The following is a 25,136-nucleotide window of genomic DNA, read 5'->3' on the forward strand; positions in this document are numbered from 1 at the left end:
CAAATTGTTCATGGCAGCCGTCACCAAGATCGTCTTCCTCGGCGCGAGCAGCGCGTCCTTCGGACTCAGCGTTTTCCGAGACCTGTTCTCGACGCATGATCTCGCCGGCTCGACGCTCGTGCTGATCGGCCGCGATCCGGTCCGGCTTGCCCGGTCGGAAGCACTCGCCCGGCTGCTCAACGACCTCTCCGGCGCCGGCCTCAAGATCGAGGCGACCACGGATTGGCGCGCGGCGCTCGACGGCGCCGGCTTCGTGATCCATGCCACCGCGATCGACCGCAACCGCCTGTGGAAGCTCGATTTCGAGGTGCCGCGCAAATACGGCATCCGACACACGCTGGGTGAGAATGGCGGGCCTGGTGGATTGTTCTTCACGCTCCGTACCCTGCCGGTCGTCTTCGACTTCGTGCGCGAGATGGAGCGGCGCTGTCCGGACGCGCTGTTCATCAACTTCTCCAATCCCGAGAGCCGCATCATCCTCGCGCTCGGGCTTCACAGCCGCGTCGCGCATATCGGCCTGTGCCATGGCATCTTCATCGCGCGCAGCCAGGTGGCCTCCATTCTGGGACTCGCCGAGGAGCGCGTGGACGTGTGGGGCGCCGGGCTCAATCATTTCCAATGCCTCGTGCAGATCCGGGATCGCGACACCGGGGCCGATCTCTATCCACTGCTTCGCGAAAAGGCCGGGAGCCACGACCCCAAGGTCGCGCCGCTGACGCGGGCGCTGTTGCGCGACTTCGGCTTCTGGCTGGGCTGCGGCGACAGCCATGTCGGCGAGTATCTCGCGTATGGCTGGGAAGCGGGCGAGAGCGGGTACGACTTTGCGTGGGACGAGGCGGAGCGGGCCAAGCTGATTCGGCAGATCGACGAGATCCTGGCGGGCAAAGCCGGCATGCCGGACTGGTGGCGAATGCCATCCGGAGAGCGCGCGGTCACCGTGATCGGTTCGGTGCTGCACGATCGCAAGCAGGTCATCGAGTCCGGCGTCGTTCTGAACCGTCACGTCATTCCCAACCTGGCTGCTGAGGCCGCTGTCGAAGTGCCCGTTGTCGCGGATCGCGTCGGCATCCATCCGGTTTCGCTGGGCCCGCTTCCAGATGCCGTCGCCAAGCTGATGTCGGTCCAGGTTCAGGTTCAGCAACTGGCGGTGCAGGCGGCCATGACGGCGTCCAAGGATCTCGCCTTGCAGGCGCTCCTCATCGATCCCGTCGTCAACTCGGCCGCCGCCGCGCGCCAGATCGTGGACGAGCTTTGGGAGATCAATCGGCCTTACATCAGGTCCTGCGCGTGATCGCGCTGACTTCGTCTGATGAGGGGCCGCGCGCGGTCGGGTCGGGCTCCTGACCCGCGCCGACGGCTCAGCCTTCTCGGGGCCTCTTTACAATGACTGACTAGTCAGTCATAATTGTTCAATGTCGAAGCCGTCGAAATTGTCCGAGCGCAGAGTTGAGCCCGTCAAGCCGGCGGCAGCCGGCGCCTCGCGCCGGGCGGATCGCTCCGCCGAGCGCCGCGCGGCGATCGTGCAGGCGGCGATGGACGAGTTCATCGCCCGAGGCTTCGCGGCGACCCGGCTGGACGACGTCGCCAAGCGGGCAGGGGTCGCCAAGGGGACGATCTATCTGCACTTCAAGGACAAGGAATCGATGTTCGAGGAATTGATCCGGACCGCGATCGTGCCCTTCGTCGGCCGTCTTGCGGCGCCGCCGCCGGCCGGCGGCTCGGTGCGCGACATGGTCGAGGCGTTGGCGCGCATGTTCCTGCAGGAAATCGCCGGCACCCGGCGGGCCGATCTCGTCCGGCTCATCATCGCGGAAGGGCCGCGCTTTCCGTCCATTGCCGATTTCTACTATCGCGAGGTCGTCTCCCGCGGTCTCGCGGCCATGCGTGCGCTGATCCAGTTGGCGATCACGCGCGGCGAGATCCGCGAGCCCAAGCTGGCGCAACATCCGCAACTGATGATCGCGCCGATGATGGTCGCGGTGATCTGGAAGAGCCTGTTCGAGCGTCATGCGCCGCTCGATGCGGAAGCGATGCTGCAGACGCATCTCGATCTGATCTTTGGCGCGAGGAGGCCGACATGAGTCTGCTGCACTGCCTCGCCGTGCTGGTCACGGCCTTCACGTTCAACGGTTGCAAGGAGACGCGCGATCCCGGCTATCAGGGCTGGGTCGAGGCGGACATGATCTTCGTCAGCCCGGACGAAGCGGGCCGGATCACGAAGCTCAACGTGCATGAGGGGGACGTGGTCAAGATCGGCGATCCGCTCTATTCGGTCGACGACGATCTGCAGCAGGCCGATCTCAACCAGACCAAGGCGACGCTGGCCAATGCGCAGCAGACCTATGACCGCGCCGCCGCCTTGAGCAAGACGGGCGCGGGGACGCAGGCGACGCTCGACTCCGCCGTTTCGGCGCTGCGCGTCGCCGAGGCCCATCTCGTGACCTCACAGACGCGGCTGGCAAGGCGCAAAGGTGTGGCGCCCGTCGCGGGGACCGTCCAGCAGATCTACTTCCGCGAGGGCGAGATGGTCGCGGCGCAGCGGCCGGTGCTATCGATCATGCCGCCGGGCAACATGAAGCTGCGTTTCTACGTGCCCGAGCCTGATCTGCCGAAACTCGCCATCGGCGACGAGGTCCGCGTCACCTGTGACAATTGCGCTGATGATCTGACCGCCAGAATCTATTTCCTCGCGACCTCGGCGGAATACACGCCGCCGGTGATCTACAGCCTCGATGAGCGCAACAAGCTCGTCTATCTGATCCAGGCGCGGCCCTCGCGGCCGGACGCGCTGCGCGTCGGCCAGCCGGTCAGCATCTATCCAAACCTCAAGACTCCCGATCGGAAGACTCCGGTGGCGGACAAGCAATGAACGGGGCGGGACCGGCCGAGATCGCGATCGACGTCCAGGGACTGACCAAGTCCTTCGACGGCCGCGAGGTCGTGCATGATCTGTCGATGCAGGTGAAGCGCGGCTCGATCTACGGCTTTCTCGGCCCGAACGGCTCGGGCAAGACCACGACCATCCGGATGCTGTGCGGCCTGCTGACACCCGACGGCGGCGAGGGCACCTGCCTCGGCTTCGACATCCGGCGCGACGCTGACAAGATCAAGCGCCGGGTGGGCTACATGACGCAGCGCTTCAGCCTCTATCAGGACCTCTCGGTGCGGGAGAACCTCGAATTCGTGGCGCGCCTCTATGGCATGTCCGATCCGCGCCGGGCCGCGCGCGACATGGTGCAGCGGCTCGGGCTTGCCGGCCGCGAGCGGCAGCTCGCCGGCGAGTTGTCGGGCGGCTGGAAGCAGCGGCTGGCGCTCGGGGCTTGCACCCTGCCGAGCCCGCAACTGCTGCTGCTCGACGAGCCCACTGCCGGCGTCGATCCCAAGGCGCGGCGCGATTTCTGGAACGAGATTCATGCGCTCGCCAGCGAAGGGCTGACCGTGCTCGTCTCGACCCACTACATGGATGAGGCCGAGCGCTGTCACGAGATTGCCTACATCGCCTATGGTCATCTGCTGGCGCACGGCACCGTCGCCGAGGTGATCGCGCAATCGGCGCTCACGACCTACACGGTAAGCGGCGACGATCTGCGCGAGCTCACGGCTGACCTCACCGGCAAGCCGGGTGTCGACATGGTGGCGCCGTTCGGCACCAGCCTGCACGTGTCCGGCCGCGACCGCAACGCGCTGGACGCGGCGATCGCGTCCTGGCGCGACAAGGCTGACCTGCACTGGCAGCCCGCCGCGCCCTCGCTCGAGGACGTCTTCATCGACCTGATGAACCGTTCGCGGGACAACTTCCAATGAGCGATGCGGCCGTCCATCCCACGTCTTCCGAGCCGCGCTTCGGCTTCTGGCGGCGCACCTATGCGATGCTCGTCAAGGAGTTCATCCAGCTCAAGCGCGATCGGGTCTCGTTTGCGATGATCGTGATGATCCCGGTGATGCAGTTGATGCTGTTCGGCTACGCCATCAACACCACGCCGCATCATCTGCCGGCGGCGGTGCTGCTGCAGGAGGACAGCGACCTCGGCCGCTCGATCCTGAAGGCGATGGAGAACACCGCCTATTTCCGTTTCACCCGGGAAGTCAGCAGCGTCGCTGAGTTCGACGATCTCCTGCTGTCCGGCAAGGTCCTGTTCGGCGTCGAGATCCCCCGCGGCTTCGAGCGCGCGGTCCGCCGCGGCGACCGGCCGGCCTTGCTCGTCGCGGCCGACGCGACCGATCCGGTCGCGGCGTCCTCGGCACTGTCCTCGCTCGGCATGATCGTGCAGACCGCGCTGGCGCATGATCTCTACACCGGCAATCCCGTCACCACGCCGTTCGAAATCAGGGCCCATGCCCGTTACAATCCGGCGGCCTCGTCGCGGCTCAACATCGTGCCGGGCCTGGTCGGCACCATCCTGACCATGACCATGCTGATCTTCACCGCGCTCTCGGTGACGCGCGAGATCGAGCGCGGCACGATGGAAAGCCTGCTGTCGATGCCGATCAAGCCGGTCGAGGTCATGCTCGGCAAGATCATCCCCTATGTGATGGTCGGCTTCCTGCAGGCGACGATCATCATCGGCATCGGCGTGCTGCTGTTCGGCGTTCCCATCATGGGCAGCTTATTGCTGCTGGCGCTGCTGTCGACGCTGTTCATCGCGACCAACCTCTCGATCGGCTACACCTTCTCGACGCTGGCGCAGAACCAATTGCAGGCGATGCAGCTGTCGATGATGTTCTTCCTGCCTAGCATCCTGTTGTCGGGATTCATGTTCCCGTTTCTCGGCATGCCGCAATGGGCGCAGGTGCTCGGTGAATGCCTGCCGCTGACGCACTATCTGCGCATCGTGCGCGCCATCATGCTCAAGGGCTCGACGCTCCAGAACCTGCAGCATGACACGATCGCCCTGTTCGGCCTCATGCTGTTCGCCATGACGGTCGCCGTCTTGCGCTTCCGCCGCACCCTCGATTGAGGCACAATGGCGGCCGGGCTCAGAAGACGGCTGGGGCAGGATGACGATCTCGTGGGAAGGGCAGGCCGGCGCGGAGCCGGCGGCGTCGGCTACGTTCAACCAGGCGCTGATGCGCCAGACGTTGAACACCGAGCTGTTGCGCGTGAGGGTGCTGATCAGCACTGCGGCGCTGTTTCTCGTGATATCGGTGCTGGTCGAAACCTTCGAACCCAAGATCTCGGAGTGGATATGGCCGAGCCGGATCGGGGTCCTCTACGTCTACGCGATCATCGTGGTCTTCATCGGCTTCGAGACTCTCATCCTGTTCAGGATCAAGTCGGACATCCGCCACGGCCGTGACGTGCCGGTGATCTGGCGCTATGTCAGCGCGCTGGTCGAGACCTCGCTGCCAACGTTCGTCCTCGTTCTGCAGATCGAGGGCATCGGTCACGACAAGGCACTGGGCTTCGGCGCGCCACTTGTCTATTTCATCTTCATCGTTCTCTCGACGCTTCGTCTCGATTTCTGGCTGTCGAGCTTCACCGGTCTGGTTGCCGCGGTAGAGCTGCTGGTGGTGGCGCTGTTCGACCGGCCTTCGATCGATCTCAGCCAGAATCCGGAGATCTACTATCACGGTGAGCGCAGCTTCATCATCCTGCTGTGCGGGATGCTCGCTGGTGCTGTCAGCGTGCAGCTGCGACGCCAGTTCGCGGCGAGCATCGAGGCCGCGTCGGCGCGCGACCGCGTCACGGATCTGTTTGGCCAGCACGTCTCGCCCCAGGTCGTCGAGCGCCTGATGAAGGAGGGGACGGCGGAGGCACGCGACATCCACGAGGTCGCGGTGATGTTCGTCGACTTCCGCGGCTTCACCGCGGCGGCGCGGTCGAAGACGCCGCAGGAGGTCGTTGACCGGCTCGACGGCGCATTTGCTGTTCTCGTCGAGATTCTCGAGCGCCATGGCGGCATCGTGAACAAGTTCCTCGGCGATGGCTTCCTGGCGCTGTTCGGCGCGCCGTTCGAGTCGCGCGATGCGGCCGCGCAGGCCGTCGCGGCGGCACGCGAGATGGTCGCCGCCATGGATCGCGTCAACGCGATGTCGTCCTGGCCGCTGCGGATCGGGATCGGTGTTCATCTCGGCGAAGTCGTTGCCGGCAGCATCGGGTCGCCGCGGCGGAAGGAGTACACCGTCATTGGCGATACCGTGAACTTCGCCTCCCGGCTCGAGGCGCTGAACAAGGAGCTCGATTCGCGCCTCCTGATCTCGAGCGAGGTGCGGCTGGCCGCCGGCGACGGGGCGCGCGACGCCGTCTTCCACGGCGCGGTGTCCGTGCGCGGCTACGACCGGCCGTTCGAGGTCTGGCAATTGCACTGACTGGCAAGCCGTCGCGCGCTGCCGGAGATTTACATTGCACGGTCTCCGCGTTTAACTGCCCCCAACGAGAAGCATCATCAGGGGGAATCCATGATCCGAACCGGGGCGCTGTTTTTGGCTGGGGTAGGCCTCGCGTGCGCAGCCGGCGGAGGGCCAGCGCGAGCCGAGGATGTTGCCTGCAGCAAGGTGACGGCCGAGGCGCTGAAGGTCGCCGGGCTGATCCTGACGGGATCGAAGCTGCAGGAGGCCGCCGACGGGTTGCCGCGGCATTGCATCCTCTCCGGCAAGGTCAATGAGCGCACCGGCGTTGACGGCCACGCCTATGCGATCCAGTTCGAGATCCGGCTGCCGGAGAATTGGAACGGCCGCTTCCTGCATCAGGTCAACGGCGGCAACGACGGCGTCGTGGTGCCGGCGCTCGGCGACAAGGCGGACGGTCTCGTCAGTGGCGGTGCGACGCCGCTGGCCCGCGGCTTTGCCGTGCTGTCGTCGGACAGCGGCCACTCCGGCAACGATCCCGCCAACAAGCCGCGCGGGCTCGCGTCCGGCTCCGCCTTCGGCCTCGATCCGCAGGCGCGCCGGGATTACGGCTATTCGGCCGACATCACGCTGGCGCCAATCGCGAAGGCTATCATCTCCGCGCATTACGGCAGGAAGCCGGACTATTCCTACATCGCCGGCTGCTCCAACGGGGGGCGCCACACCATGGTCGCCGCCGAGCGCATGCCCGAGCAGTATGACGGCTTCCTGGTCGGCAACCCCGGCTTCAACCTGCCGCGCGCGGCCGTGCAGCACGCCTGGGACGTGCAGGCGCTGACCAAGGCCGATGCCGATATTCGCAAGTCGATCACGCGGGACGATGCCAAGCTGATTGCCTCCAGGATCACGGAGGTCTGCGACGGGCTCGACGGCGCCAAGGACGGCCTCACGGCCAACCTGAAAGCCTGCCAGAAGGCGTTCAATTTCGACAGCCTCCGCTGCGCCGCCGGCGCGACCGACGCCTGCCTGCCGGCCGCCAAGGTCGATGCTTTGAAGAAAGTGTTCGCTGGCCCACACAATTCCAAGGGCGAGCCGCTGTATTCCGACTGGCCGGTGGATGGTGGCGTCGGCACCGGCAATTGGCGCGCCTGGAAGGTCGAGAGCCCGGTGGCGCCCTGGAACAACCTTCCGATCATCGCCACCATGGGCGGCGCCTCGCTCAACTACATCTTCTCCACGCCGCCGGTCGAGATCGAGGGCTCGCCCGACAAGCTCGTCGAGAAGCTGCAGACCTTCGACTTCGACAAGGACGCGCCGAAGATCTACGCCAAGGAAGGCCCGTTCACGGAGTCGGCGATGGACTTCATGGCGCCGCCCGCGGTCGATAACCCGACCTTGCCGGCGTTCCAAAATGGGGCCCGCAAGATGCTGATCTACCACGGTCAGGCCGATCCGGTGTTTTCGTTCAACGACACGATCCGCTGGTACGAGAAGCTCAACGCCAACGTGCAGGGCAAGGCCGACACGTTTGTGCGCCTGTTTGCATTGCCCGGCGAGACCCATTGCGGCGGCGGCGTCACGCTGGAGAAATTCGATGCGCTGGGCGCGCTGATGGACTGGGTCGAGAAGGGCAAGGCGCCGGAGGCGATCACGGCCTCGGTCAATGCGGCCAACAAGGAGCTGCCATCGACATGGAGCCCGCAGCGAACGCGGCCGCTGTGCCCGTGGCCGACATTCGCCAAATATGTCAGCGGCGACGTCGAGCAGGCGTCATCCTTCACCTGTGCGGCGGAGTGAGGCGTCAGACCTGCGGCGCGACCAGGTTCTTCACCTTGACCTGGTCGCGGTCCTCGATGATCTCGGCGATCCATTGCCGGTGGCAATGAGCGTGGTCGCGCTCGTAGCAGAGCAGGCAGACGGGACCGGCGCTCTTCACCAGCGCGGCCAGCTCGTCCATCTGCTCCTTCGCCTGGGGCGTCTTCAGGTGCGCGCTGTAGATCTTGTGCAGCGTGTCGTAATGGCCGCTGCGCGCGGCTTCGCGGCCCTCCTTCGGCGTGCCGAGCCCGCGCAGATGGACGTAGCCGATGCCGCGCTCGTCGAGCCCGGCGGCGAGCTGGCCCTTGGAGAAGCCCGGCCGGCGCGAGGCCGCCACCGCGCGCACGTCAACCAGCAGCTTGACGCCGGCCGATTGCAGCTCGTCGAGCACGGCTTTGGCCGGCGTGTGCTCGTAGCCGATGGTGAACAGGGTCTTGCTCTTGGCCATCGTGCGTCCCCTCGCGTCAGCTCACGCGCTCGATGAGCTCCATCGCCCCGGCTGGCGCGCGCACCTTGCCCTCGTGAATGACATAGGCAAACACGTCGCGCGGCATCTTCTTCGCCGGCTTGTCGTCAACCCGGGGCAGGTCGTCCGGTTCGCTGCCGCTGGCCCAGAGCTGCAATCGCTTCGCCCAGGCATCGAGCTGCTTCGGCGGATAGCAGGTCGTAAGCTCGTCATTGCCCTTCTGCAGCCGGGCATAGACGAAATCACCCACGACATCGGCGATCGCCGGATATTTGCCGTGCTCGGCGAAGACCACCGGCGTCGCGAACTCGCGCAGCAGCGCGACGAAGCCGGGGACGCAGAAACTGTCATGGCGGACCTCGACGACGTGACGCAGCTTGCGGCCGTCGAGCTCACGCGGCAACAGCTCGAGGAACTTGCCGAAATCAGCCTCGTCGAACTTCTTGGTCGGCGCGAACTGCCACAGCACCGGTCCGAGCCGATCGCCGAGCTCGAGCACGCCGGTGTCGTAGAAGCGCTTCACGGAATCGCCGGCTTCGGCAAGCACGCGGCGATTGGTCGCGAAGCGCGGTCCCTTCAGCGAGAAGATGAAGCCGTCCGGCACCTCGCGCGCCCATTTGCGGAAGCTCTCCGGCTTCTGCGAGCCATAATAGGTACCGTTGATCTCGATCGAGGTCAGCTTCGAGGCGGCGTATTCGAGCTCTTTCGATTGCGGCAGCTTGTCCGGATAGAACACGCCGCGCCACGGCGCGAAGGTCCAGCCGCCAATGCCGATGTAGATGTGGCTCTTGGATTGCGAGGCGCGTGCGGGGGCTTTGCTCACGGACCGATTCCGATGCTGATTGCCGAGGGTGTTGCGGTACGGAGACGATAGTCAACCGGACCGGTTCTGGCCAGTTCGGCGCTGTTGGGGCGTCGCTCTTCCCGTGCTCCGGAGGCTCGTGTATCCAGGACGTGGGCCGGGAAGGGGAGATATGGCAATGAGAGCGGAATCGGTCGGTGGCCTGCTGGGCGCGATCGTCGGGGCCGCCGTGCTGGCGGCAGCCTTCTATTATGTTCCCGTCGGGCCGATGGCCCGTCAGATGCAGCCGGCCAAGGTCGAGCTGCCGCCCACGCCGGTGCAGACCGTCCCAGTGGCCCCGGCGGTGCGGGGACCGGTCGTCCGCGAGGTTCCGAACTAGGCTGGCTTTCGTAGCCCGGCTGGGCGGAGCGATATCCGGGGTCTCCCGAAGAGTTCGCGTGAACCCGGATGTCGCTGCGCTCAGCCGGGCTACGGCGGACGGCCCTTGCATTTCGGCCGGCGCACCCCATTTTGGGGAACGACGGTGACGTCGAGCTCAACGGCTCCGGCACCGAGACGACCACGGCAGAGCGGCTGCGCCGGATGTACGCGCGCCCTTTGTTTGTGGTCGTTGGCGTTTTTGGGCCGGATTTGCGGCGGTGCACGGCGGCACCACAGTTCGCCCTTTTTGCAGTTTCCGGCGGCCGTCGCGCTTGGCAGTGCGGAACGCGGCGGATATACGCATCCGCACCATGACCGACGCCCTCCGACCGGCCCCGCAAGTGGCCCAGCAAACCGTTGAAATTCCGATCGTTTCGGTGGTCGTTCCGACCTTCAACGAGCGCGACAATGTCACCACGCTGTATCGGCGGCTGGAGGCGGCGTTCAAGGACGTGCCGTGGGAGGTCGTGTTCGTTGACGACAACTCGCCGGACGGCACCTGGCAGGTGGTGCGCGAACTGTCGCGCAACGACCAGCGCGTCCGCTGCATCCGCCGCATCGGCCGGCGCGGCCTGTCCGGCGCCTGCATCGAGGGTATCCTGGCTGCCAGCGCGCCCTATGCGGCTGTGATCGACGCCGATCTGCAGCACGACGAGACCCAGTTGCCGAAGATGCTGTCGCTGCTGCAGAGCGGCGCGGCCGAGCTCGTGGTGGGCAGCCGCTACATCGAGGGCGGCAGCGCGGCGAGCTTCGACAGCAAGCGGGCCGGGGCCAGCGCCTTCGCCACCGAGATCGCGCGCCGCGCGCTCAAGGTCGAGGTCAACGACCCCATGAGCGGCTTCTTCATGATCCGCCGCGATCGGTTCGAGGAGATCGCGCCAAAACTGTCGACGCAGGGCTTCAAGATCCTGCTCGACATCATCGCCAGCGCCGAGGGCGGTCTGAAGACGGTCGAGGTGCCCTATACGTTCGGCTCGCGCCTGCATGGCGAGAGCAAGCTCGACTCGATGGTCGCGCTCGACTTCCTCGGCCTCGTGCTGGCCAAGATGACCAACGACGTGGTGTCGCTGCGCTTCCTGCTGTTCGCCATGGTCGGCGGCACCGGCCTGGTGGTCCATCTCGCCACGCTGTTTCTCGGTCTCAATTTGTTCGACATGCCGTTCGCCGAGGCACAGGCGCTCGGCGCCTTCGTGGCGATGACCTCGAACTTCATCCTCAACAACTTCCTCACCTATCGCGACCAGCGGCTGAAGGGCTTTGCCATCCTGCGCGGCCTGCTCGTGTTCTATCTGGTCTGCTCGGTCGGGCTGCTCGCCAATGTCGGCGTCGCCTTCTCGGTCTATGACCAGGAGCCGATCTGGTGGCTGGCGGGCGCGGCCGGCGCGCTGATGGGCGTGGTGTGGAATTACGCGATCTCCGGATTGTTCGTCTGGCGCAAGCGATGACCTCTGCGGCAGGCGCCGACGACGCCCGGCTGGTCCGCAATGTCTGGCTGACCATCGCAGGCCTCGTCATTGTCAGGCTGATCGCGGCCGCGGTCACGCCGATCACTTTCGACGAAGCCTATTACTGGATGTGGTCGAAGCATCTCGCCGGCGGCTATTACGACCATCCGCCGATGGTGGCGGTCGTGATCCGGCTGGGCACCCTGATCGCGGGGGACAGCGAGCTCGGCGTGCGCCTGGTCTCGATCCTGCTCGGCCTGCCCATGAGCTATGCGGTGTATCGCACCGCCGAGATCCTGTTCGGCGGCGTGCGCGTGGCGGCGACCGCGGCGCTGCTGCTCAACGTCACGCTGATGGCGGCGGTCGGCACCTTGATCGTGACCCCCGACGCGCCGCTGCTGGTCGCCTCCAGCTTCGTGCTGTTCTTCTGCGCCAAGCTGCTGGAGACGGGCCGGGGCGCGTGGTGGCTCGCCGTCGGCGCGGCGGTCGGTGCGGCGCTGCTGTCGAAATACACATCGCTGTTCTTCGGCGCGGCGATCCTGATCTGGCTCGTCGCCGTGCCGAGGCTGCGGCATTGGCTGGCCTCGCCCTGGCCCTATCTCGGCGGCCTCGTCGCATTCGCGCTGTTTTCGCCGGTGATCCTGTGGAATGCCGATCACCAATGGGTGTCGTTCATCAAGCAGCTCGGCCGCGCCAGGGTCGAGGCGGTCAGGCCCGTCTACATCGCCGAGATCATCCCGACGCAGTTCGCCTTCGCCACCCCGCTGGTCTTCATCCTCGGCGTGATGGGCCTCTATGGCCTGGCCCGCCGCCGGGCAGGGGACGCGGCGGCACGCGTCCTGATCGAGGCGATGGTCTGGGTCATCGTCGCCTATTTCGTGTGGCATTCGCTGCATGCCCGCGTCGAGGCCAACTGGTTCGCGCCAATCTATCCGGCCTTCGTAGTGGCTGCTGCGGCGGCGGCCCATCTCGTCGCCTGGTCGGCGCGCGAGCAGCGCACCGCGGCATTCTGCCTGCGCTGGGCGCTGCCCGCCGGCGTCGTGATGTTCGTTGCGCTGATCGTGCAGGCGAACACGGGCCTGCTGTCCGGCTACCGGCGCGACGCTACGGTGCGCAGTGTCGGCGTCGGCTGGCGCCCACTGGCCGACGAGATCGAGGCGGCACGCGTGCGCGTCGGCGCCTCCTGCGTGCTGGCGATGGATTATGGCACCACCGCCTGGCTGTCGTTCTATCTCCCGCCGGGGACCTGCGTGCTGCAGCCGATCCAGCGCATCCGCTGGGTCAATTTTCCCGAGCCTGATCCGGCCAAGCTCGCGGGGACGCAACTGTTCGTCGACGAGGCACAGATCGCGACGCGGGTCTATGTGAGCAACACGTTCGGCCGCATCGAGAAGGTCGGCGAGGCCGCGCGCAAGCGCGGGCCCTTGACCATCGAGACTTACGCGTTCTACTCGCTCGGCGAGCCGAAGGCCGAGCTCCTCGACCGCACGCCGCCACCGGAGCTGCAGCGCTGACGCGCGCCTCAGGCCTGCTGCGGAATGATATCCGCCAGCGCCTTGTCCCGGCCGTGGATCGCAACCATGTTGATATCGGCGTCGACGGTCTTGTAGCCGCGGCGATCGAACCATTGCCGCAACTGGTCGGCATCGGTCTTGATCTTCTCGACCAGCATGATCGGCGTGCAGCGCTCGATCGTCGCCGCCGCCCCTTCGAGCGCCTCGAGCTCCATGCCCTCGACATCGAGCTTGATCAGGTCGCAGCGCGGCAGGTTGAAATCGTCCAGCGGAAGCTTGCGCACCTCGACGGTATCGTTCGCGTAGTCGATGGCCTGGCCGATGAACTCGGTGTTGGGACGCTGGCGCAGCTCGAGGCTGCCGAAGCTCGACGGGGTCAGATAGTTCGGGCTTGGGATGTTGAGCACGCCGCGCTCCGAGGAGACCGCGGCATGGATCGCGATCGCGTTGAAGCAGTTGTTGATCGCGATATTGCCGGCGAGCGCGTAGTAGATCCGCTCCTGCGCCTCGATCGAGAGCACGGATCCCCAGCCGGTCATCGCCTTCGCCCATTCGACGGTGTGGACGCCGATATTGGCACCACAGTCGATTGCGACCGCGCCGTCGCCATAGTGCCTGCGGCGCACGCCGAGCAGGCGGACGGCGAGCTGCACCTCTCCCGGATCGAACGCGCCGGTGTTGAGGATCTGGAAGCCGACACCGTAGCCGCGGTTGGCGTCGATCATGCGATAGTCGAGCCGGTTGACGATCATCGTACCTTGATTGGTCGAGGCCAGCACGAAGGCCAGCTTCCGGTCGGGGATCTGCATGGAGAGGTCCTCTCGTGTCGTCTCGGCAGGGAGCGGACGCGGTACGATTCGCCGACGGAGTGTCGCAGAGAATCGTCCCGTACCATACTGCCGCCAGCGGCCACAGCGCCTGTAGCTCCGGGTTGCTACGGATGCGCTTGTCGCGCCCGGCCTGCCGGAGCGGGGGCTTTCGACCGGCGAGACCTGCGGCCTTTACCTCGTCAGCGCGCGCAAACGAGAGATCATCGATCGCGCGCCGCCGCCCCGGCCCAATCGTTAACGCGGCGTGCGCTGTTTTACGGATCGGCGCAGCCGACGGATGCTGCCTCTCCGGATTTTCCCGGTACGGTAATATTGCATGTGGCTGCAGTTTTGCCCTGTTTCCGCCCTCTTTGACGGCAAAACAGGCCCTGAAGGTTAACCCGCCCCTAATCCGCCAAAACTTAATCAGCATTTAACTAAAAGTCGCCTTAATGAAGCTCTGTGCTTCTGCGAGATGCAAAGCGGGTGTCCGTGGCGCATCGAGCGAGAGTTGTCGAGTATTCGTTCGGGCGTGAGTGAATGAGTAACAGTCGAGCTGCGTTGGCCGCACGAAACCGCAGGAAGTCCTCCCTGATCGCGTTCTCTCACAAATTGATCGGTGGCGCGGCAATCGCATGCCTGATCGGGGGCTGCGCCGTGACGGTCTATACCAAGATCATCGCGGCCGACGCCTATCCGACCCTGGGCAGCATCGAGCAGGACGAGCCTGTCGTGCGCCCTGCGCCGCGGCTGGCGACACGCAGCGCCGCCGAAGCGGTAGGCGACGCCTTCTCGGCCTTCCCGGAATCTCCGCCCGTCACCACGGTCGCCGCCATCACGCCGCAGATGTTCAACGACCGCTTCGGTGCGGCCGTGCCGCAGGGCGTGGCCTCCAACGCCGCGAACGGCGCGCCGCCGCTGTCCAAGCTCGCCGAAGCCGCGCCGCCCAGGCCCGTCGAGGCCAGGCAGATCGAGACGAAGCCGTCCGAAGCCAAGTCGGCTGAGCCTGCGAAGGTTGCCGAGGCGCCGAAGAAGGATGCCCGGCCGCCGATGCAGCTGGCGCTCGCCAATACCAAGTCGGCCGCGCAGCCGCAGCAGCCCGTGACGCCGGCGCAGGCTGCCGAGGCCAATGCGCCGAAGAGCAGCGGCTTCTCGCTGCGCGCGATGACCGAGCGCGCCAAGGCGGCGGTGCTGTCGATCGCGGGTGATCGCCACTCGATCCAGGAAAAGCTCTGGGGCAAGCCGGAGAACCAGGATGGCGGGCTCCTGGCCTACGCCTCGGCTGATTCCAACATCACCGCCAGCATCGCCAAGGATCCGACCCGCGGCGGCCGGCCGCCGTATGATTTGAGCACCGCGGTCTACGACATCTCGGCCAAGGCGGTGTATCTGCCCGACGGCACCAAGCTCGAGGCGCATTCCGGCCTCGGCGAGAACCTCGACAAGCCAAGCTCGGAGAAGATCAAGATGCGCGGCGTGACGCCGCCGCATATCTATGAGCTGAAGCCGCGCGAGGCGCTGTTCCATGGCGTGCCGGCGCTGCGGCTGAACCCGATCGGCGGCGAGGACGCCATCCACGGCCGCAACGGCCTGCTGGCGCACACCTTCATGCTCGGCCCGAACGGCGACTCCAACGGCTGCGTGTCGTTCCGCGACTACTACGCGTTCCTCGATGCCTACAAGAACAAGGGCATCCGCAAGCTCGCCGTCCTCGCCCGCATCGAGTGAGGCGGGCAGGGGGCGTTGAGGTGTGATCTGCATGGTCGCCCTCGCACTCAGCGGTAGTTCCGAACTGGAGGGCGTGCAAAGGTGCGCCGTGACCCCCGCCGCACGAGTGCTATATCGCCAACTACTACGCTGCGCGATACAGCGTCCTCTCCCCTTGTGGGAGAGGGCATGTACGGCGCTTCCGAGTATTCGGTTGGGTGAGGGGCATCTCTCCGCAAGCGAACTCGCGGAGGCCGACCCCTCACCCAACCGAGCACGCCGTGCTCTCCTACATGCCCTCTCCCACAAGGGGACCCACAAGGGGAGAGGGCGCATTCACTCGCAGCGCTCGTCCGATCTCCCAATCTCCAAGAGCATGCACTCTTAGAGCCACAAGCTCGAGAATCCATTGGATGCCGTGCGGCAACGAGCGCAGTGATGCGGCTTCGGGATCGGCGTCGCTCCGGGCGACCGCTTCATGCGATCGCAGGGGAAGAAGGGCAGACGGATACACAGCTCGAACACCTCGGCCACGACGTCGCATTCTCGCGGCGAATGACGCCCGAGTGTTGCCAGCGACATCGCCCTCGAAAATCGTGAGAGGGCGCGGGGAATGCCGGGTGAGGGCCTCACCCATGGCCCGCCTGCAACAAAGAAAGCAGGCGGCAGTCACCACAGGTTCAGCCGCATCATCCGGCATTCCCCGCGCGATGGATTGACGGCTTATACGTGGTCTCCCTGGTGCGCCGGCTGTCTGGCCACCATCGGTCGGAGCATTCGTCTCTCTCGACCTTGACACCAGCGTCGGGGTGTCAGGACATCACGACTTCGCCGTGCGCATCTCCGCGTTCGTCGGCATGACCGAAGTCACGCTGCGAGGCGATGCGCCCACCGCATCCCGCCCTCCACGTTCATGACGATCGCGAAGCGCCCCTCTCATGAGGGCGGGACCGGCATAGAATGCATGATTTCTGATTTTTGGAAAGAGGAAAATGTTCGGGCTCGGCGGTGAGCGTGGTGATCCCATTGGCCGTGCTCGACAAATGAGCTTCCGCGCGCACGCATTTTCGATCGCTCGAATGACCATTTGCGACCTTGTAGCTCGCGAGAATGCGCAACTGATTTGCCCGACGAGCAGTCTGGTTGTTGCAAATCTGTCGCGGTGCAGGGGACTGCAACGCCATCGCTTCGCGCTGCGGCCTTGACGGCTTCGGGAAATTCTGCGCATAGCTCTGCCCCATCGAAATCGATGCGCCGTTTGCCGGCGCGCTCTTGAGGACCACGACCGTGTTGAGCCTACGCTCACATCTCGCGAACGCCCCCGCCAACGAACGACCGTTTACCTGGTCGCGCGATGGGTCCGGCATGGGCGTCGCCTGTCAGGGGCCTGCCAATCTCGTGCTGTCCCTGGACAAATCGGGACTGCGAATTCCAGCACAAGTATAACTCGCGGCGGGATCTCGACCCTCCGCACCAAGAGCGGAGGGTCTGATGACCCGCATGATGAGCCCAGATTCCGAGACAACCGACCACACGCAAGCACTGTGCTCGCCGGTGGCGCTTGCCTTCGTGCGCATCGTCATGGCCTGCCGCGGCGTCACCGAGGCGCGCGCTCGCCAGATCTATCTCGACTACATCAATGGCGTTCGGCCGGAGCATGCTCCGGCTGGGTTCGACTGATTGACCATGATCGTGCCGGCGCAGGCCGGGCGCGACGAACAGGCCCATGTTCCCATCTGGCGAAGGGACCGGACTGTCGATCCGGTAAGGCGGGTTCGATTCCCGTCATGGGCGCCAACATGACCCGATGAGATCACGAGCCGAGAGAGGAGGTCGACGATGTCAGCAACAAATCCGGCGCTGGTTCTCAACGCCGACTTCCAGCCGCTGAGCTACTTTCCGTTGTCCGTGTTCAGCTGGGAGGATGCGGTCAGGGCCGTGGTCGGCGGATCGCACGTCGTCGTTGCCGAGTACGATCGGGTCGTTCGCAGCCCGAGCGTCACGATGCGGTTGCCGTCGGTGATCGCGCTGCGCGACTACGTCAGACCGGCGACGCGGGTGCCGTTCACGCGCTTCAACGTCTTCCTGCGCGACCGCTTCACGTGTCAGTACTGCGGCGGCCGTTATCTCCACGGCGAGCTGACGTTCGACCACGTGGTGCCGCGCGCCGATGGCGGCGAGACGTCGTGGAGCAACATCGTCGCCGCCTGCAGTCCCTGCAACGCGCGCAAGGACCGGCGTCACCTCAAGCCGCGGCGGCCGCCGTTCGAGCCGACGCGGCACGAGCTGATGGCCGCACAGCGCCTGTTCCCGCCGAGATTCCTGCACGAGACGTGGCAGGACTATCTCTACTGGGACGTGGAGCTGGAGCGCTGACGATGGCCGTGGTGCCCAGATGAGCTCACGTCGTCGCCCGTCGGGCGGCGGCGTGAGCGACATGCGGTGTTCAACGAGCTGCGCGTGTGAACCCGGATGTCGCTGCGCTCATCCGGGCTACGTGGTGGTCACGTGCTTGTAGTGGCGCGTTTGTAGCCCGGATGAGCGCAGCGATATCCGGGGTATCACGAGCTGCGTGTATGAACCCGCATGCCGCTTCGCTCATGCGGGCGACATTCTTTGATGATCGAGAGATCGAAGTGTATCTAATTAGTAACGACGAGATCGGCAGTGAAAATGAGCGAGATGTTTGTCTTGCGTAAAATGGGAATTGCATGTAGCAGAACGATCCTTCGTGATGACTTTGGTTCGGGCTCGCTGAGATCCCGACTGGCGCGGCCGGTGTCCGGTCCCGTGTTCCGTCGTCGCAAAGAGCAAGGAGTCTGTAGCTCATGGAGAGCGTCGGGTTGAAGGCCCGAAGGCATCGGTTCGATTCCGGTCGACACCACCAAAGGATAGCTCAGTTGGATAGAGCAGATGATTATGATTCATCGGGTCGCGGGTTCGACTCCCGCTCCAGCGCTTCGGTTTAGCCTGAAAAGCTAATCGCCTCTGACGAGGACCGGACGCGCGCTTCAGTCGCGGTCCGGCCGTTTTGCCCCAGGGCATTTCGACCAGATCAAAGACACTGCAGAGCCGGCTCTGCGCCGCGGTGGATACCGCGTCCGAAGATGTCGGGAAGGCTGCGCAAGGACGCTCGGACTTATGGTTCGCGCGACCGCGCGCGTGCGCCCGGCATCGTCAGACGCTCAAGCCTCGGCCCGCTCAGTTCACGCAGGAAGCGTCGTCCGGTCCTCACGTCCTTTGATCGATGACATCAGCATTCTGGCCGATGGGCCGGAAAGCAAACCGTGGGAGTGTGTTGTGACTTGGCATCTGGTGACGAAGACCGTGACGGTGGAGGATGGCGAGCGGGCGCTGGTCTGGCGCGACGGCCAGCTCATGCGGGTGCTCGCGCCGGGCCGCCATGTGCTGCTCGATCCGCTGCACCGGCTGAAGGTGCAGGTGTTCGACGTCGTCCGCACCGAATACACCACCGAGCGCTACGCGGTGCTGAAGGCCGCACGGCCCGATCTCGCCGCGGAGCTGTTCGAGGCGGTGGAGACCGGCGCGAACGAGATCGCGATCGTCAGCCTCGACGGCCGGCCGACGCATCTGCTCACGCCCTGGCAGACCCGCGTCTACTGGACGGTCGCGACTGATGTCGAGGTCGAACGCATCGACATCACCAGCGACGTGCGCGTGAGCGCGCGGCACCTGGCGATGATCGAGCGCAACCGGCCGGGCATCGTGACCGAGGCCGTGGTCGAGAACCACGAGGCCGGTCTGCTCCATGTCGACGGCAGGCTGACCGAGCGGCTGGCGCCGGGCCGGCATGCCTTCTGGGCGGTCGGCCGCAAGATCGAGGTCAAGCGCCTCGATCTCAGGCCCACGGTGCTCGAAATCACCGCGCAGGAGATGCTGACCAAGGATCGCATCGCGCTGCGGGTGACGCTGACGGCGTTTCGCCGGATCGTTGATCCGGAGGCGGCGGTGGCGACGTCGCCCGACGTGGACGCGTGGCTGTACCGGCTGGTGCAGTTCGCGATCCGGGAGGCGGTGGCGTCGCGCACGCTCGACGAGGTGCTGGCGGCGAAGGCCTCGCTCGACGGGGAGCTGCGCGACTACGTGCGCGCGCGGCTCGACGGCTCGGGCGTGGAGATCGCGGAGCTCGGCGTGAAGGACGTGATCCTGCCCGGCGAGATCCGCGACCTCGTCAACAAGGTGGTCGAGGCGGAGCGGCTGGCCAAGGCCAACCTGATCCGCCGCCAGGAGGAGACCGCGGCGACGCGCTCGCTCCTGAACACCGCCAGGCTGATGGAGGAGAACCCGCTGCTGCTGCGGCTCAAGGAGCTGGAGTCGCTGGAGCGCCTGGTCGAGAAGGTCGGCCGCATCGACCTGCACGCCGGCGAGGGGGCCGGCCTCGACGCGCTGCTGACGCGGCTGGTGCGGCTGAAGGCGCCCGATGCGGCGTGATGGACAAGAGAGGCCGCCCACGGGCGGCTTCTCGCTGCCAACGGAGGAGAGATCATGACCGAGATGACCTGGAGAGCTGACAACATCGAGACGATCGCGAATTTCTTCTCCACCGCTGAGTGCGAGGAGTATATCCGCTTGGGTGAATTGATGGGGTTCGAGGAGGCGACGTTGTTTGCGCCTCGCGGCGTGAAGGATCATCGCAACAACGATCGTGTCATCATCGATGACGCCGGGCGCGCGCGGGATCTCTACGAGCGCCTCGCCGGCCATCTGGCACCGTCGTTCCAGCATCGCTGGCAGCCGGTCGGGCTGAACGAGCGGCTGCGGATCTATCGCTACGACGTCGGACAGAAGTTTGAATGGCATCGTGACGGGCATTTCGAGCGTGACGATGGTGAGCGCAGCCAATTCACCTTCATGGTCTATTTGAACGATGATTTTGGAGGCGGCACGACGTCGTTCTGCGACGACACCGGTCTGATGCCGGATGGTCCGTTGCGCATCGCACCGGAAAAAGGGATGGCGCTGCTGTTCCATCATCCCATCATGCATCGCGGCGATCCTGTCACGCAGCGCCGCAAATACGTGTTGCGAACCGACGTGATGTATCGGCGGACAGCGTAGCCCGCATGAGCGCAAGCGACGTGCGGGTTGATCACTGCTGATCTTGAGACCCCGGATGTTGCTACGCTCATCCGGGCTACAGGCTGCGCATCGTTCCGGCAATGAACGCAGCCGCCGCCCGATGCTACAAACTGACCTGTATGAAATGCGAGACGTGCCATGATCGACGGAAACACCCTGATCGCCTGGGGCTTCAAGCCCGGCCGCTGGTTCAAGCAGGGCTTGGAGACGGCGAATGCGATGCGCGCTGATGGCGCCAACGACGATGCGATCTTCGCGGCACTGCAGGCGCTGCAGCCGGTGGAGACCTTGATGCGCACCAACGGCGTGCCGTTCGCGATGCTGATCGATGCCGACAACGAGCTCGAGCGCGCCAACGTCGCGGCGGTCGCACAGCACATGGATGCCCTGATGCGGGTGCCGACCATCGTGGCCGGCGCCGTGATGCCGGACGCCTGCCCGTCGGGGACGGCGCTCGGCACCATTCCGGTCGGCGGCGTGGTGTCCTGCGAGGACGCGATCCATCCGGGCTTTCACTCCTCCGACATCTGCTGCTCGGTGGCGGTGACCGTGTTCGCGCGCAAGGACGATCCCAAGCGCATCCTCGATGCCGTCAATGCGGTGACCCATTTCGGTCCCGGCGGCCGCGACCGGCTGCATCAGCCGCCCGACGAGGTGATGGCGGGGTTCGAGGCCAACCCCTTCTTGAAGGGGCTGGAGCGCTTCGCGATCGGTCACTTCGCCACGCAGGGCGACGGCAACCACTTCGCTTATGTCGGTCATCTCAAATCGACCGGTCAGGCGGCGCTGGTGACGCATCACGGCTCGCGCGGCTTTGGTGCGCAGCTCTACAAGCGCGGCATGGCGGTGGCGAAGCGGCACACCGCGATCCACGCGCCGAAGGTCCCGGAGCACAGCGCCTGGATCAAGGCGTCGAGCGACGACGGCCGGGCGTATTGGGAGGCGTTGCAGGTGGCGCGGCTGTGGACCAGGGCCAACCACCACGCGATCCATGACCTCGCGGCGGCGAAGCTCGGCAACGCCGTCACGGACCGGTTCTGGAACGAGCACAACTTCGTTTTCCAGAAGAGCGACGGCCTGTTCTATCACGGCAAGGGGGCGACGCCGAACTGGTCCGGCTTCTCGGCCGATGATGACGGACGCACCATCGTGCCGCTCAACATGGCCGAGCCGGTGCTGATTCTGAAGCACCGGGACAACAAGGACGCGCTCGGCTTCGCGCCACACGGCGCCGGGCGCAATCTCGGGCGGAAGGCTTTTCTGCGCGAGAATCGTCCCGAGATGCCTGATGGCATCGACGCGCGTTTCTATTGCGGCAAGCCCGATCTGTCGGAGCTGCCGCAGGCCTACAAGAACGCCGCGTCGGTGCGGGCGCAGATCGCACGCTACGGGCTCGGCGAGGTCATCGACGAGGTGATCCCTTACGGCTCGATCATGGCCGGCGACTGGGAAGCCGACGCGCCGTGGCGAAAGGGACGGTGAGAGCTACGATCCGGGAGAGGTCGCCCACGGGCGGCCTCTCGTTGACGAATGGGCAGGGGCTGGAGATCATCGGCAGCCGCGTGGTTCCGGTTCATTTGGTGATTGCGCAGGCTCGGGCCTTCCCTCATCCTCAGGGTGTGAAGAGGGGGAAGACGCGATGACGAGCCTGGAGGTGGGCGCGACCGGGCCGAGGCGCGAGCCGTGGTGGGCGATCGTAGCGATCTTCATCGCGGGCTTCGTGGCTCTTTGCCTGCTGCTGGCCTCGCCGGTGCTGATCCGCACCTTTCTGTTTCAGCCGTTCAACATTCCTTCATCCTCGAACATTCCAACGCTTCTCGTCGGCGATATCTTCTTCGTGTCGAAATATCCCTATGGCTACAGCCGCTTCACTTGGCCGTTGTCATGGCCTTCGTCGCTGCCGCCGTCGGCGCGGATCTGGGGTGCGACGCCTGCGCGCGGCGATGTCGTCGCGTTCTTCCTGCCGAAAGACAATGCGACCGTCTATATCAAGCGCGTCGTCGGACTGCCCGGCGATCGCGTCCAGATGAAGGACGGAGTGCTCTACATCAATGATACGGCCGTCGCGCGCGAGCGGGTCGAGGATCTGATCGGAGAGGCGGCCTGCGGGGGCGATGCGACCGAGCGCGTCAAGCGCTGGCGCGAGACCTTGCCGAATGGCGTGAGCTACGAGACGCTGGATTGCGTCAGCAACGGCTTCTTCGACAACACCAATGTCTTCGTCGTGCCGCCCGGCCGGCTGTTCATGCTCGGCGACAACCGTGACAACTCGACCGACAGCCGCGTGCTGTCCCAGATCGGCTATGTGCCGATCGAGAACGTCATCGGCCGCGCCGCCATGATCTTCTTTTCGGCCGCCGGTGCCGGCAAAGGCAGGCCCGGCCGCATCCGCTTCGAGCGGATCGGGACGATGGTGAGGTAGACCGGTCGCGGATGTCGTAGCCCGCATGAGCGAAGCGACATGCGGCACTGCCGACTCTGCTTCTCGAGACCCCGGATATCGCTTCGCTCATGCGGGCTACGCTCTGAGCAAAGAAAAGGGCGCGGCTTTCGCCGCGCCCTTGGTATCTTCGCGAGGAGGCCGGACTTAGAAGTCCATGCCGCCCATGCCGCCGCCCGGAGGCATCGCGGGGCCGCCGGCGTTCTTCTTCGGCAGCTCGGCGACCATCGCCTCGGTGGTGATCAGCAGGCCGGCCACGGACGCTGCGTTCTGGATCGCGGCGCGCACGACCTTGGTCGGGTCGATGATGCCCTTGGACACCATGTTCACGTAGTCGCCCGACTGCGAGTCGAAGCCGTACGCATACTGCTCCTTCTCGAGGATCTTGCCGACGATGACCGAGCCGTCCTCGCCCGCGTTGATCGCGATCTGGCGGGCCGGAGCGGAGAGCGCCTTGCGGACGATCTCGATGCCGGTCTTCTGGTCCTCGTTCTTGGCGCGGACGCCCTTGAGCTGCTCGGAGGCCCGGAGCAGGGCGACGCCGCCGCCCGGCAGGATGCCTTCCTCGACAGCCGCGCGGGTCGCATGCATCGCGTCATCCACGCGATCCTTGCGCTCCTTGACCTCGACCTCGGTCGCGCCGCCGACGCGGATCACCGCGACGCCGCCGGCGAGCTTGGCCAGACGCTCCTGCAGCTTCTCACGGTCGTAGTCCGAGGTGGTCTCCTCGATCTGCGCCTTGATCTGCTGAACGCGCGCCTCGATGTCGGCCTTCTTGCCGGCGCCGTTGACGATCGTGGTGTTCTCCTTGTCGATCATCACCTTCTTGGCGCGGCCGAGCATGGAGAGGTTGACGTTCTCGAGCTTGATGCCGAGATCTTCCGAGATCGCCTGGCCGCCGGTCAGGATCGCGATGTCCTGCAGCATGGCCTTGCGGCGGTCGCCGAAGCCCGGCGCCTTGACGGCAGCGACCTTCAGGCCGCCACGCAGACGGTTCACGACCAGGGTGGCGAGAGCCTCGCCCTCGACATCCTCGGCGACGATCACCAGCGGCTTGCCGGTCTGCACCACGGCCTCGAGCAGCGGCAGCAGCTCGTTCAGCGACGACAGCTTCTTCTCGTTGATGAGGATGTAGGCGTCGTCCATCTCGACGCGCATCTTGTCGGCATTGGTCACGAAGTACGGAGAAATGTAGCCGCGGTCGAACTGCATGCCCTCGACGACGTCGAGCTCGGTCTCGAGCGACTTGGCTTCCTCGACGGTGATCACGCCCTCGTTGCCGACCTTCTTCATGGCGTCGGCGAGGAACTTGCCGATCTCGGAGTCGCCGTTGGCGGAGATGGTGCCGACCTGGGCGATCTCGTCGTTCGACGTGACCTTCTTGGAGTTCTTGACGAGATCGGCGACGACCGCCTCGACCGCGAGGTCGATGCCGCGCTTCAGATCCATCGGGTTCATGCCGGCGGCAACCGCCTTGGCGCCTTCGCGCACGATGGCCTGGGCCAGCACGGTCGCGGTGGTGGTGCCGTCGCCAGCCGCATCAGCGGACTTCGAGGCGACCTCGCGCACCATCTGCGCGCCCATGTTCTCGAACTTGTCGTCGAGCTCGATCTCCTTGGCGACGGTGACGCCGTCCTTGGTGATGCGCGGCGCGCCGAACGACTTGTCGAGGACGACGTTGCGGCCCTTCGGACCGAGCGTGACTTTCACGGCATTGGCGAGAATGTCCACGCCGCGCAGCATGCGGTCGCGGGCTTCGACGCCGAACTTTACGTCTTTCGCTGACATATTGGGTTTCCCTGGTTTTGATCGAGATCCTCGTCCTGAGGAGCCCGCGCAGCGGGCGTCTCGAAGGACGAGATGAGGAGGTGGTTGGGGCCTCATCCTTCGAGACGCCGGCTCAAGCCGGCTCCTCAGGATGAGGGGCAACGGCGCTTAGGCGGCCTTCTTCTTGGCCGCGGTGTCGGTGAGAACGCCCATGATGTCGCTCTCCTTCATGATGAGCAGCTCCTGGCCGTCGATCTTGACCTCGGTGCCCGACCACTTGCCGAACAGCACGCGGTCACCGACCTGAACGTCGAGCGGGACCAGCTTGCCGCTCTCGTCGCGGGCGCCGGGGCCCACCGCGATCACTTCGCCCTGCGAGGGCTTTTCCTTGGCCGAGTCGGGGATGATGATGCCGCCAGCGGTCTTCTCTTCGGCGTCGATGCGCTTGACCACGACGCGGTCGTGAAGCGGACGGAAAGCCATACAGTCCTCCTAAGGTATTGAAGCGATTGTCAGTTTCTGGAGATTTGGCAGTCGGCGCCGGCGAGTGCCAGCACGCGGGC

Annotated in this window: 23 protein-coding genes and 3 tRNA genes; 20 read left to right on the forward strand and 6 right to left on the reverse strand. The window is 65.5% G+C overall.

The window, feature by feature from the left end; translation table 11 throughout:
• Nucleotides 1-10 precede the first annotated feature (10 nt).
• The 7 genes from QX128_RS25500 (at nt 11) to QX128_RS25530 (ending at nt 8,085) form a co-directional block, all read left to right on the forward strand.
• Nucleotides 11-1,291, forward strand: coding sequence for an alpha-glucosidase/alpha-galactosidase (locus QX128_RS25500; RefSeq protein WP_316238842.1), 1,281 nt, complete (start codon nt 11-13; stop codon nt 1,289-1,291).
• A 121-nt stretch (nt 1,292-1,412) separates the two neighbouring features.
• Nucleotides 1,413-2,081 carry a TetR/AcrR family transcriptional regulator gene (locus QX128_RS25505; protein ID WP_315801127.1) on the forward strand — a complete coding sequence of 223 codons (669 nt, stop codon included), beginning with the start codon at nt 1,413-1,415 and terminating at the stop codon, nt 2,079-2,081.
• Nucleotides 2,078-2,869 carry an efflux RND transporter periplasmic adaptor subunit gene (locus QX128_RS25510; protein ID WP_315801126.1) on the forward strand — a complete coding sequence of 264 codons (792 nt, stop codon included), beginning with the start codon at nt 2,078-2,080 and terminating at the stop codon, nt 2,867-2,869. Before QX128_RS25505 ends, QX128_RS25510 begins: the two co-directional genes overlap by 4 nt.
• Nucleotides 2,866-3,804 (forward strand): ABC transporter ATP-binding protein, encoded by a 939-nt coding sequence (locus tag QX128_RS25515; protein ID WP_316176913.1) that lies wholly within the window; start codon nt 2,866-2,868, stop codon nt 3,802-3,804. The genes QX128_RS25510 and QX128_RS25515 overlap by 4 nt, the downstream gene beginning before the upstream one ends.
• Nucleotides 3,801-4,958 (forward strand): ABC transporter permease, encoded by a 1,158-nt coding sequence (locus tag QX128_RS25520; protein ID WP_315801124.1) that lies wholly within the window; start codon nt 3,801-3,803, stop codon nt 4,956-4,958. Before QX128_RS25515 ends, QX128_RS25520 begins: the two co-directional genes overlap by 4 nt.
• 40 nt (nt 4,959-4,998) lie before the next feature.
• Nucleotides 4,999-6,309 (forward strand): adenylate/guanylate cyclase domain-containing protein, encoded by a 1,311-nt coding sequence (locus tag QX128_RS25525; RefSeq protein ID WP_316238843.1) that lies wholly within the window; start codon nt 4,999-5,001, stop codon nt 6,307-6,309.
• Between the two features lie 90 nt (nt 6,310-6,399).
• Nucleotides 6,400-8,085, forward strand: coding sequence for a tannase/feruloyl esterase family alpha/beta hydrolase (locus QX128_RS25530; RefSeq protein WP_316238844.1), 1,686 nt, complete (start codon nt 6,400-6,402; stop codon nt 8,083-8,085).
• Nucleotides 8,086-8,089: 4 nt separating this feature from the next.
• Here the strand turns inward: QX128_RS25530 and QX128_RS25535 are convergent, their stop codons facing one another.
• Nucleotides 8,090-8,551: a DUF488 domain-containing protein gene (locus QX128_RS25535; protein ID WP_316238845.1), complete on the reverse strand. Its 462-nt coding sequence runs from the start codon at nt 8,549-8,551 to the stop codon at nt 8,090-8,092.
• 16 nt (nt 8,552-8,567) lie between these two features.
• The gene (locus QX128_RS25540; protein ID WP_316176920.1) at nt 8,568-9,392 is read right to left on the reverse strand and encodes a DUF72 domain-containing protein; all 825 of its coding nucleotides are present in this window, start codon (nt 9,390-9,392) and stop codon (nt 8,568-8,570) included.
• Between the two features lie 157 nt (nt 9,393-9,549).
• On the opposite strand from QX128_RS25540, the gene QX128_RS25545 reads away from it, so the two are divergent.
• From QX128_RS25545 to QX128_RS25555, 3 genes are all read left to right on the forward strand, one after another.
• Nucleotides 9,550-9,750, forward strand: a complete 201-nt coding sequence (locus tag QX128_RS25545) for a hypothetical protein (protein ID WP_315801119.1) — start codon at nt 9,550-9,552, stop codon at nt 9,748-9,750.
• Nucleotides 9,751-10,102: 352 nt separating this feature from the next.
• A complete protein-coding gene (locus QX128_RS25550; protein ID WP_315801118.1) occupies nt 10,103-11,236 on the forward strand; it encodes a glycosyltransferase family 2 protein in 1,134 nt (377 codons plus the stop codon).
• Nucleotides 11,233-12,750, forward strand: coding sequence for a glycosyltransferase family 39 protein (locus QX128_RS25555; protein ID WP_316238846.1), 1,518 nt, complete (start codon nt 11,233-11,235; stop codon nt 12,748-12,750). The genes QX128_RS25550 and QX128_RS25555 overlap by 4 nt, the downstream gene beginning before the upstream one ends.
• Nucleotides 12,751-12,758: 8 nt before the next feature.
• Here the strand turns inward: QX128_RS25555 and QX128_RS25560 are convergent, their stop codons facing one another.
• Nucleotides 12,759-13,559, reverse strand: a complete 801-nt coding sequence (locus tag QX128_RS25560) for an FkbM family methyltransferase (RefSeq protein WP_316238847.1) — start codon at nt 13,557-13,559, stop codon at nt 12,759-12,761.
• Between the two features lie 540 nt (nt 13,560-14,099).
• Here QX128_RS25560 and QX128_RS25565 point away from each other — a divergent pair.
• Complete coding sequence (locus QX128_RS25565) at nt 14,100-15,287, forward strand: tlde1 domain-containing protein (protein WP_316238848.1); 1,188 nt, start codon at nt 14,100-14,102, stop codon at nt 15,285-15,287.
• 890 nt (nt 15,288-16,177) lie between these two features.
• Here QX128_RS25565 and QX128_RS25570 read toward each other — a convergent pair.
• Nucleotides 16,178-16,633, reverse strand: coding sequence for a hypothetical protein (locus QX128_RS25570; protein WP_316238849.1), 456 nt, complete (start codon nt 16,631-16,633; stop codon nt 16,178-16,180).
• Between the two features lie 124 nt (nt 16,634-16,757).
• On the opposite strand from QX128_RS25570, the gene QX128_RS25575 reads away from it, so the two are divergent.
• The 9 genes from QX128_RS25575 (at nt 16,758) to lepB (ending at nt 22,788) form a co-directional block, all read left to right on the forward strand.
• Entirely contained in the window at nt 16,758-16,946 is a 189-nt protein-coding gene (locus QX128_RS25575; RefSeq protein WP_316238850.1) for a hypothetical protein, read from the forward strand.
• Between the two features lie 42 nt (nt 16,947-16,988).
• Nucleotides 16,989-17,063: transfer RNA gene (locus tag QX128_RS25580), tRNA-Asp, on the forward strand.
• A gap of 42 nt (nt 17,064-17,105) precedes the next feature.
• On the forward strand, nt 17,106-17,642 hold the full coding sequence (locus QX128_RS25585) for an HNH endonuclease (protein WP_315801113.1): 537 nt from the start codon (nt 17,106-17,108) through the stop codon (nt 17,640-17,642).
• A gap of 438 nt (nt 17,643-18,080) precedes the next feature.
• Nucleotides 18,081-18,153, forward strand: a tRNA-Phe gene (locus QX128_RS25590).
• A gap of 2 nt (nt 18,154-18,155) precedes the next feature.
• A tRNA-His gene (locus QX128_RS25595) sits at nt 18,156-18,221 on the forward strand.
• 345 nt (nt 18,222-18,566) lie between these two features.
• Nucleotides 18,567-19,718: a slipin family protein gene (locus QX128_RS25600; protein WP_316238851.1), complete on the forward strand. Its 1,152-nt coding sequence runs from the start codon at nt 18,567-18,569 to the stop codon at nt 19,716-19,718.
• A 54-nt stretch (nt 19,719-19,772) separates the two neighbouring features.
• The gene (locus tag QX128_RS25605; protein ID WP_316215966.1) at nt 19,773-20,345 is read left to right on the forward strand and encodes a 2OG-Fe(II) oxygenase; all 573 of its coding nucleotides are present in this window, start codon (nt 19,773-19,775) and stop codon (nt 20,343-20,345) included.
• Between the two features lie 159 nt (nt 20,346-20,504).
• Nucleotides 20,505-21,848 (forward strand): RtcB family protein, encoded by a 1,344-nt coding sequence (locus QX128_RS25610; RefSeq protein ID WP_316238852.1) that lies wholly within the window; start codon nt 20,505-20,507, stop codon nt 21,846-21,848.
• A gap of 157 nt (nt 21,849-22,005) precedes the next feature.
• The gene (gene lepB / locus QX128_RS25615; RefSeq protein WP_316238853.1) at nt 22,006-22,788 is read left to right on the forward strand and encodes a signal peptidase I; all 783 of its coding nucleotides are present in this window, start codon (nt 22,006-22,008) and stop codon (nt 22,786-22,788) included.
• A gap of 165 nt (nt 22,789-22,953) precedes the next feature.
• On the opposite strand, the gene groL is transcribed toward lepB, so the two are convergent.
• The gene (gene groL, locus QX128_RS25620) at nt 22,954-24,594 is read right to left on the reverse strand and encodes a chaperonin GroEL (RefSeq protein WP_315719441.1); all 1,641 of its coding nucleotides are present in this window, start codon (nt 24,592-24,594) and stop codon (nt 22,954-22,956) included.
• A 147-nt stretch (nt 24,595-24,741) separates the two neighbouring features.
• A complete protein-coding gene (gene groES, locus QX128_RS25625) occupies nt 24,742-25,056 on the reverse strand; it encodes a co-chaperone GroES (protein ID WP_315801108.1) in 315 nt (104 codons plus the stop codon).
• Between the last annotated feature and the right edge of the window lie 80 nt (nt 25,057-25,136).

The sequence above is a fragment of the Bradyrhizobium sp. SZCCHNR1015 genome (assembly GCF_032489875.1).
Taxonomy (GTDB): Bacteria; Pseudomonadota; Alphaproteobacteria; order Rhizobiales; family Xanthobacteraceae; genus Bradyrhizobium.

Coding starts and splice junctions, on each gene's coding strand:
- QX128_RS25500 (WP_316238842.1), top strand. CDS start 11: ATGGCAGCCGTCACCAAGATCGTCTTCCTCGGCGCGAGCAGCGCGTCC.
- QX128_RS25505 (WP_315801127.1), top strand. CDS start 1,413: ATGTCGAAGCCGTCGAAATTGTCCGAGCGCAGAGTTGAGCCCGTCAAG.
- QX128_RS25510 (WP_315801126.1), top strand. CDS start 2,078: ATGAGTCTGCTGCACTGCCTCGCCGTGCTGGTCACGGCCTTCACGTTC.
- QX128_RS25515 (WP_316176913.1), top strand. CDS start 2,866: ATGAACGGGGCGGGACCGGCCGAGATCGCGATCGACGTCCAGGGACTG.
- QX128_RS25520 (WP_315801124.1), top strand. CDS start 3,801: ATGAGCGATGCGGCCGTCCATCCCACGTCTTCCGAGCCGCGCTTCGGC.
- QX128_RS25525 (WP_316238843.1), top strand. CDS start 4,999: ATGACGATCTCGTGGGAAGGGCAGGCCGGCGCGGAGCCGGCGGCGTCG.
- QX128_RS25530 (WP_316238844.1), top strand. CDS start 6,400: ATGATCCGAACCGGGGCGCTGTTTTTGGCTGGGGTAGGCCTCGCGTGC.
- QX128_RS25535 (WP_316238845.1), bottom strand. CDS start 8,551: ATGGCCAAGAGCAAGACCCTGTTCACCATCGGCTACGAGCACACGCCG.
- QX128_RS25545 (WP_315801119.1), top strand. CDS start 9,550: ATGAGAGCGGAATCGGTCGGTGGCCTGCTGGGCGCGATCGTCGGGGCC.
- QX128_RS25550 (WP_315801118.1), top strand. CDS start 10,103: ATGACCGACGCCCTCCGACCGGCCCCGCAAGTGGCCCAGCAAACCGTT.
- QX128_RS25555 (WP_316238846.1), top strand. CDS start 11,233: ATGACCTCTGCGGCAGGCGCCGACGACGCCCGGCTGGTCCGCAATGTC.
- QX128_RS25560 (WP_316238847.1), bottom strand. CDS start 13,559: ATGCAGATCCCCGACCGGAAGCTGGCCTTCGTGCTGGCCTCGACCAAT.
- QX128_RS25565 (WP_316238848.1), top strand. CDS start 14,100: ATGAGTAACAGTCGAGCTGCGTTGGCCGCACGAAACCGCAGGAAGTCC.
- QX128_RS25570 (WP_316238849.1), bottom strand. CDS start 16,633: ATGCCGGACCCATCGCGCGACCAGGTAAACGGTCGTTCGTTGGCGGGG.
- QX128_RS25575 (WP_316238850.1), top strand. CDS start 16,758: ATGACCCGCATGATGAGCCCAGATTCCGAGACAACCGACCACACGCAA.
- QX128_RS25585 (WP_315801113.1), top strand. CDS start 17,106: ATGTCAGCAACAAATCCGGCGCTGGTTCTCAACGCCGACTTCCAGCCG.
- QX128_RS25605 (WP_316215966.1), top strand. CDS start 19,773: ATGACCGAGATGACCTGGAGAGCTGACAACATCGAGACGATCGCGAAT.
- QX128_RS25610 (WP_316238852.1), top strand. CDS start 20,505: ATGATCGACGGAAACACCCTGATCGCCTGGGGCTTCAAGCCCGGCCGC.
- lepB (WP_316238853.1), top strand. CDS start 22,006: ATGACGAGCCTGGAGGTGGGCGCGACCGGGCCGAGGCGCGAGCCGTGG.
- groL (WP_315719441.1), bottom strand. CDS start 24,594: ATGTCAGCGAAAGACGTAAAGTTCGGCGTCGAAGCCCGCGACCGCATG.
- groES (WP_315801108.1), bottom strand. CDS start 25,056: ATGGCTTTCCGTCCGCTTCACGACCGCGTCGTGGTCAAGCGCATCGAC.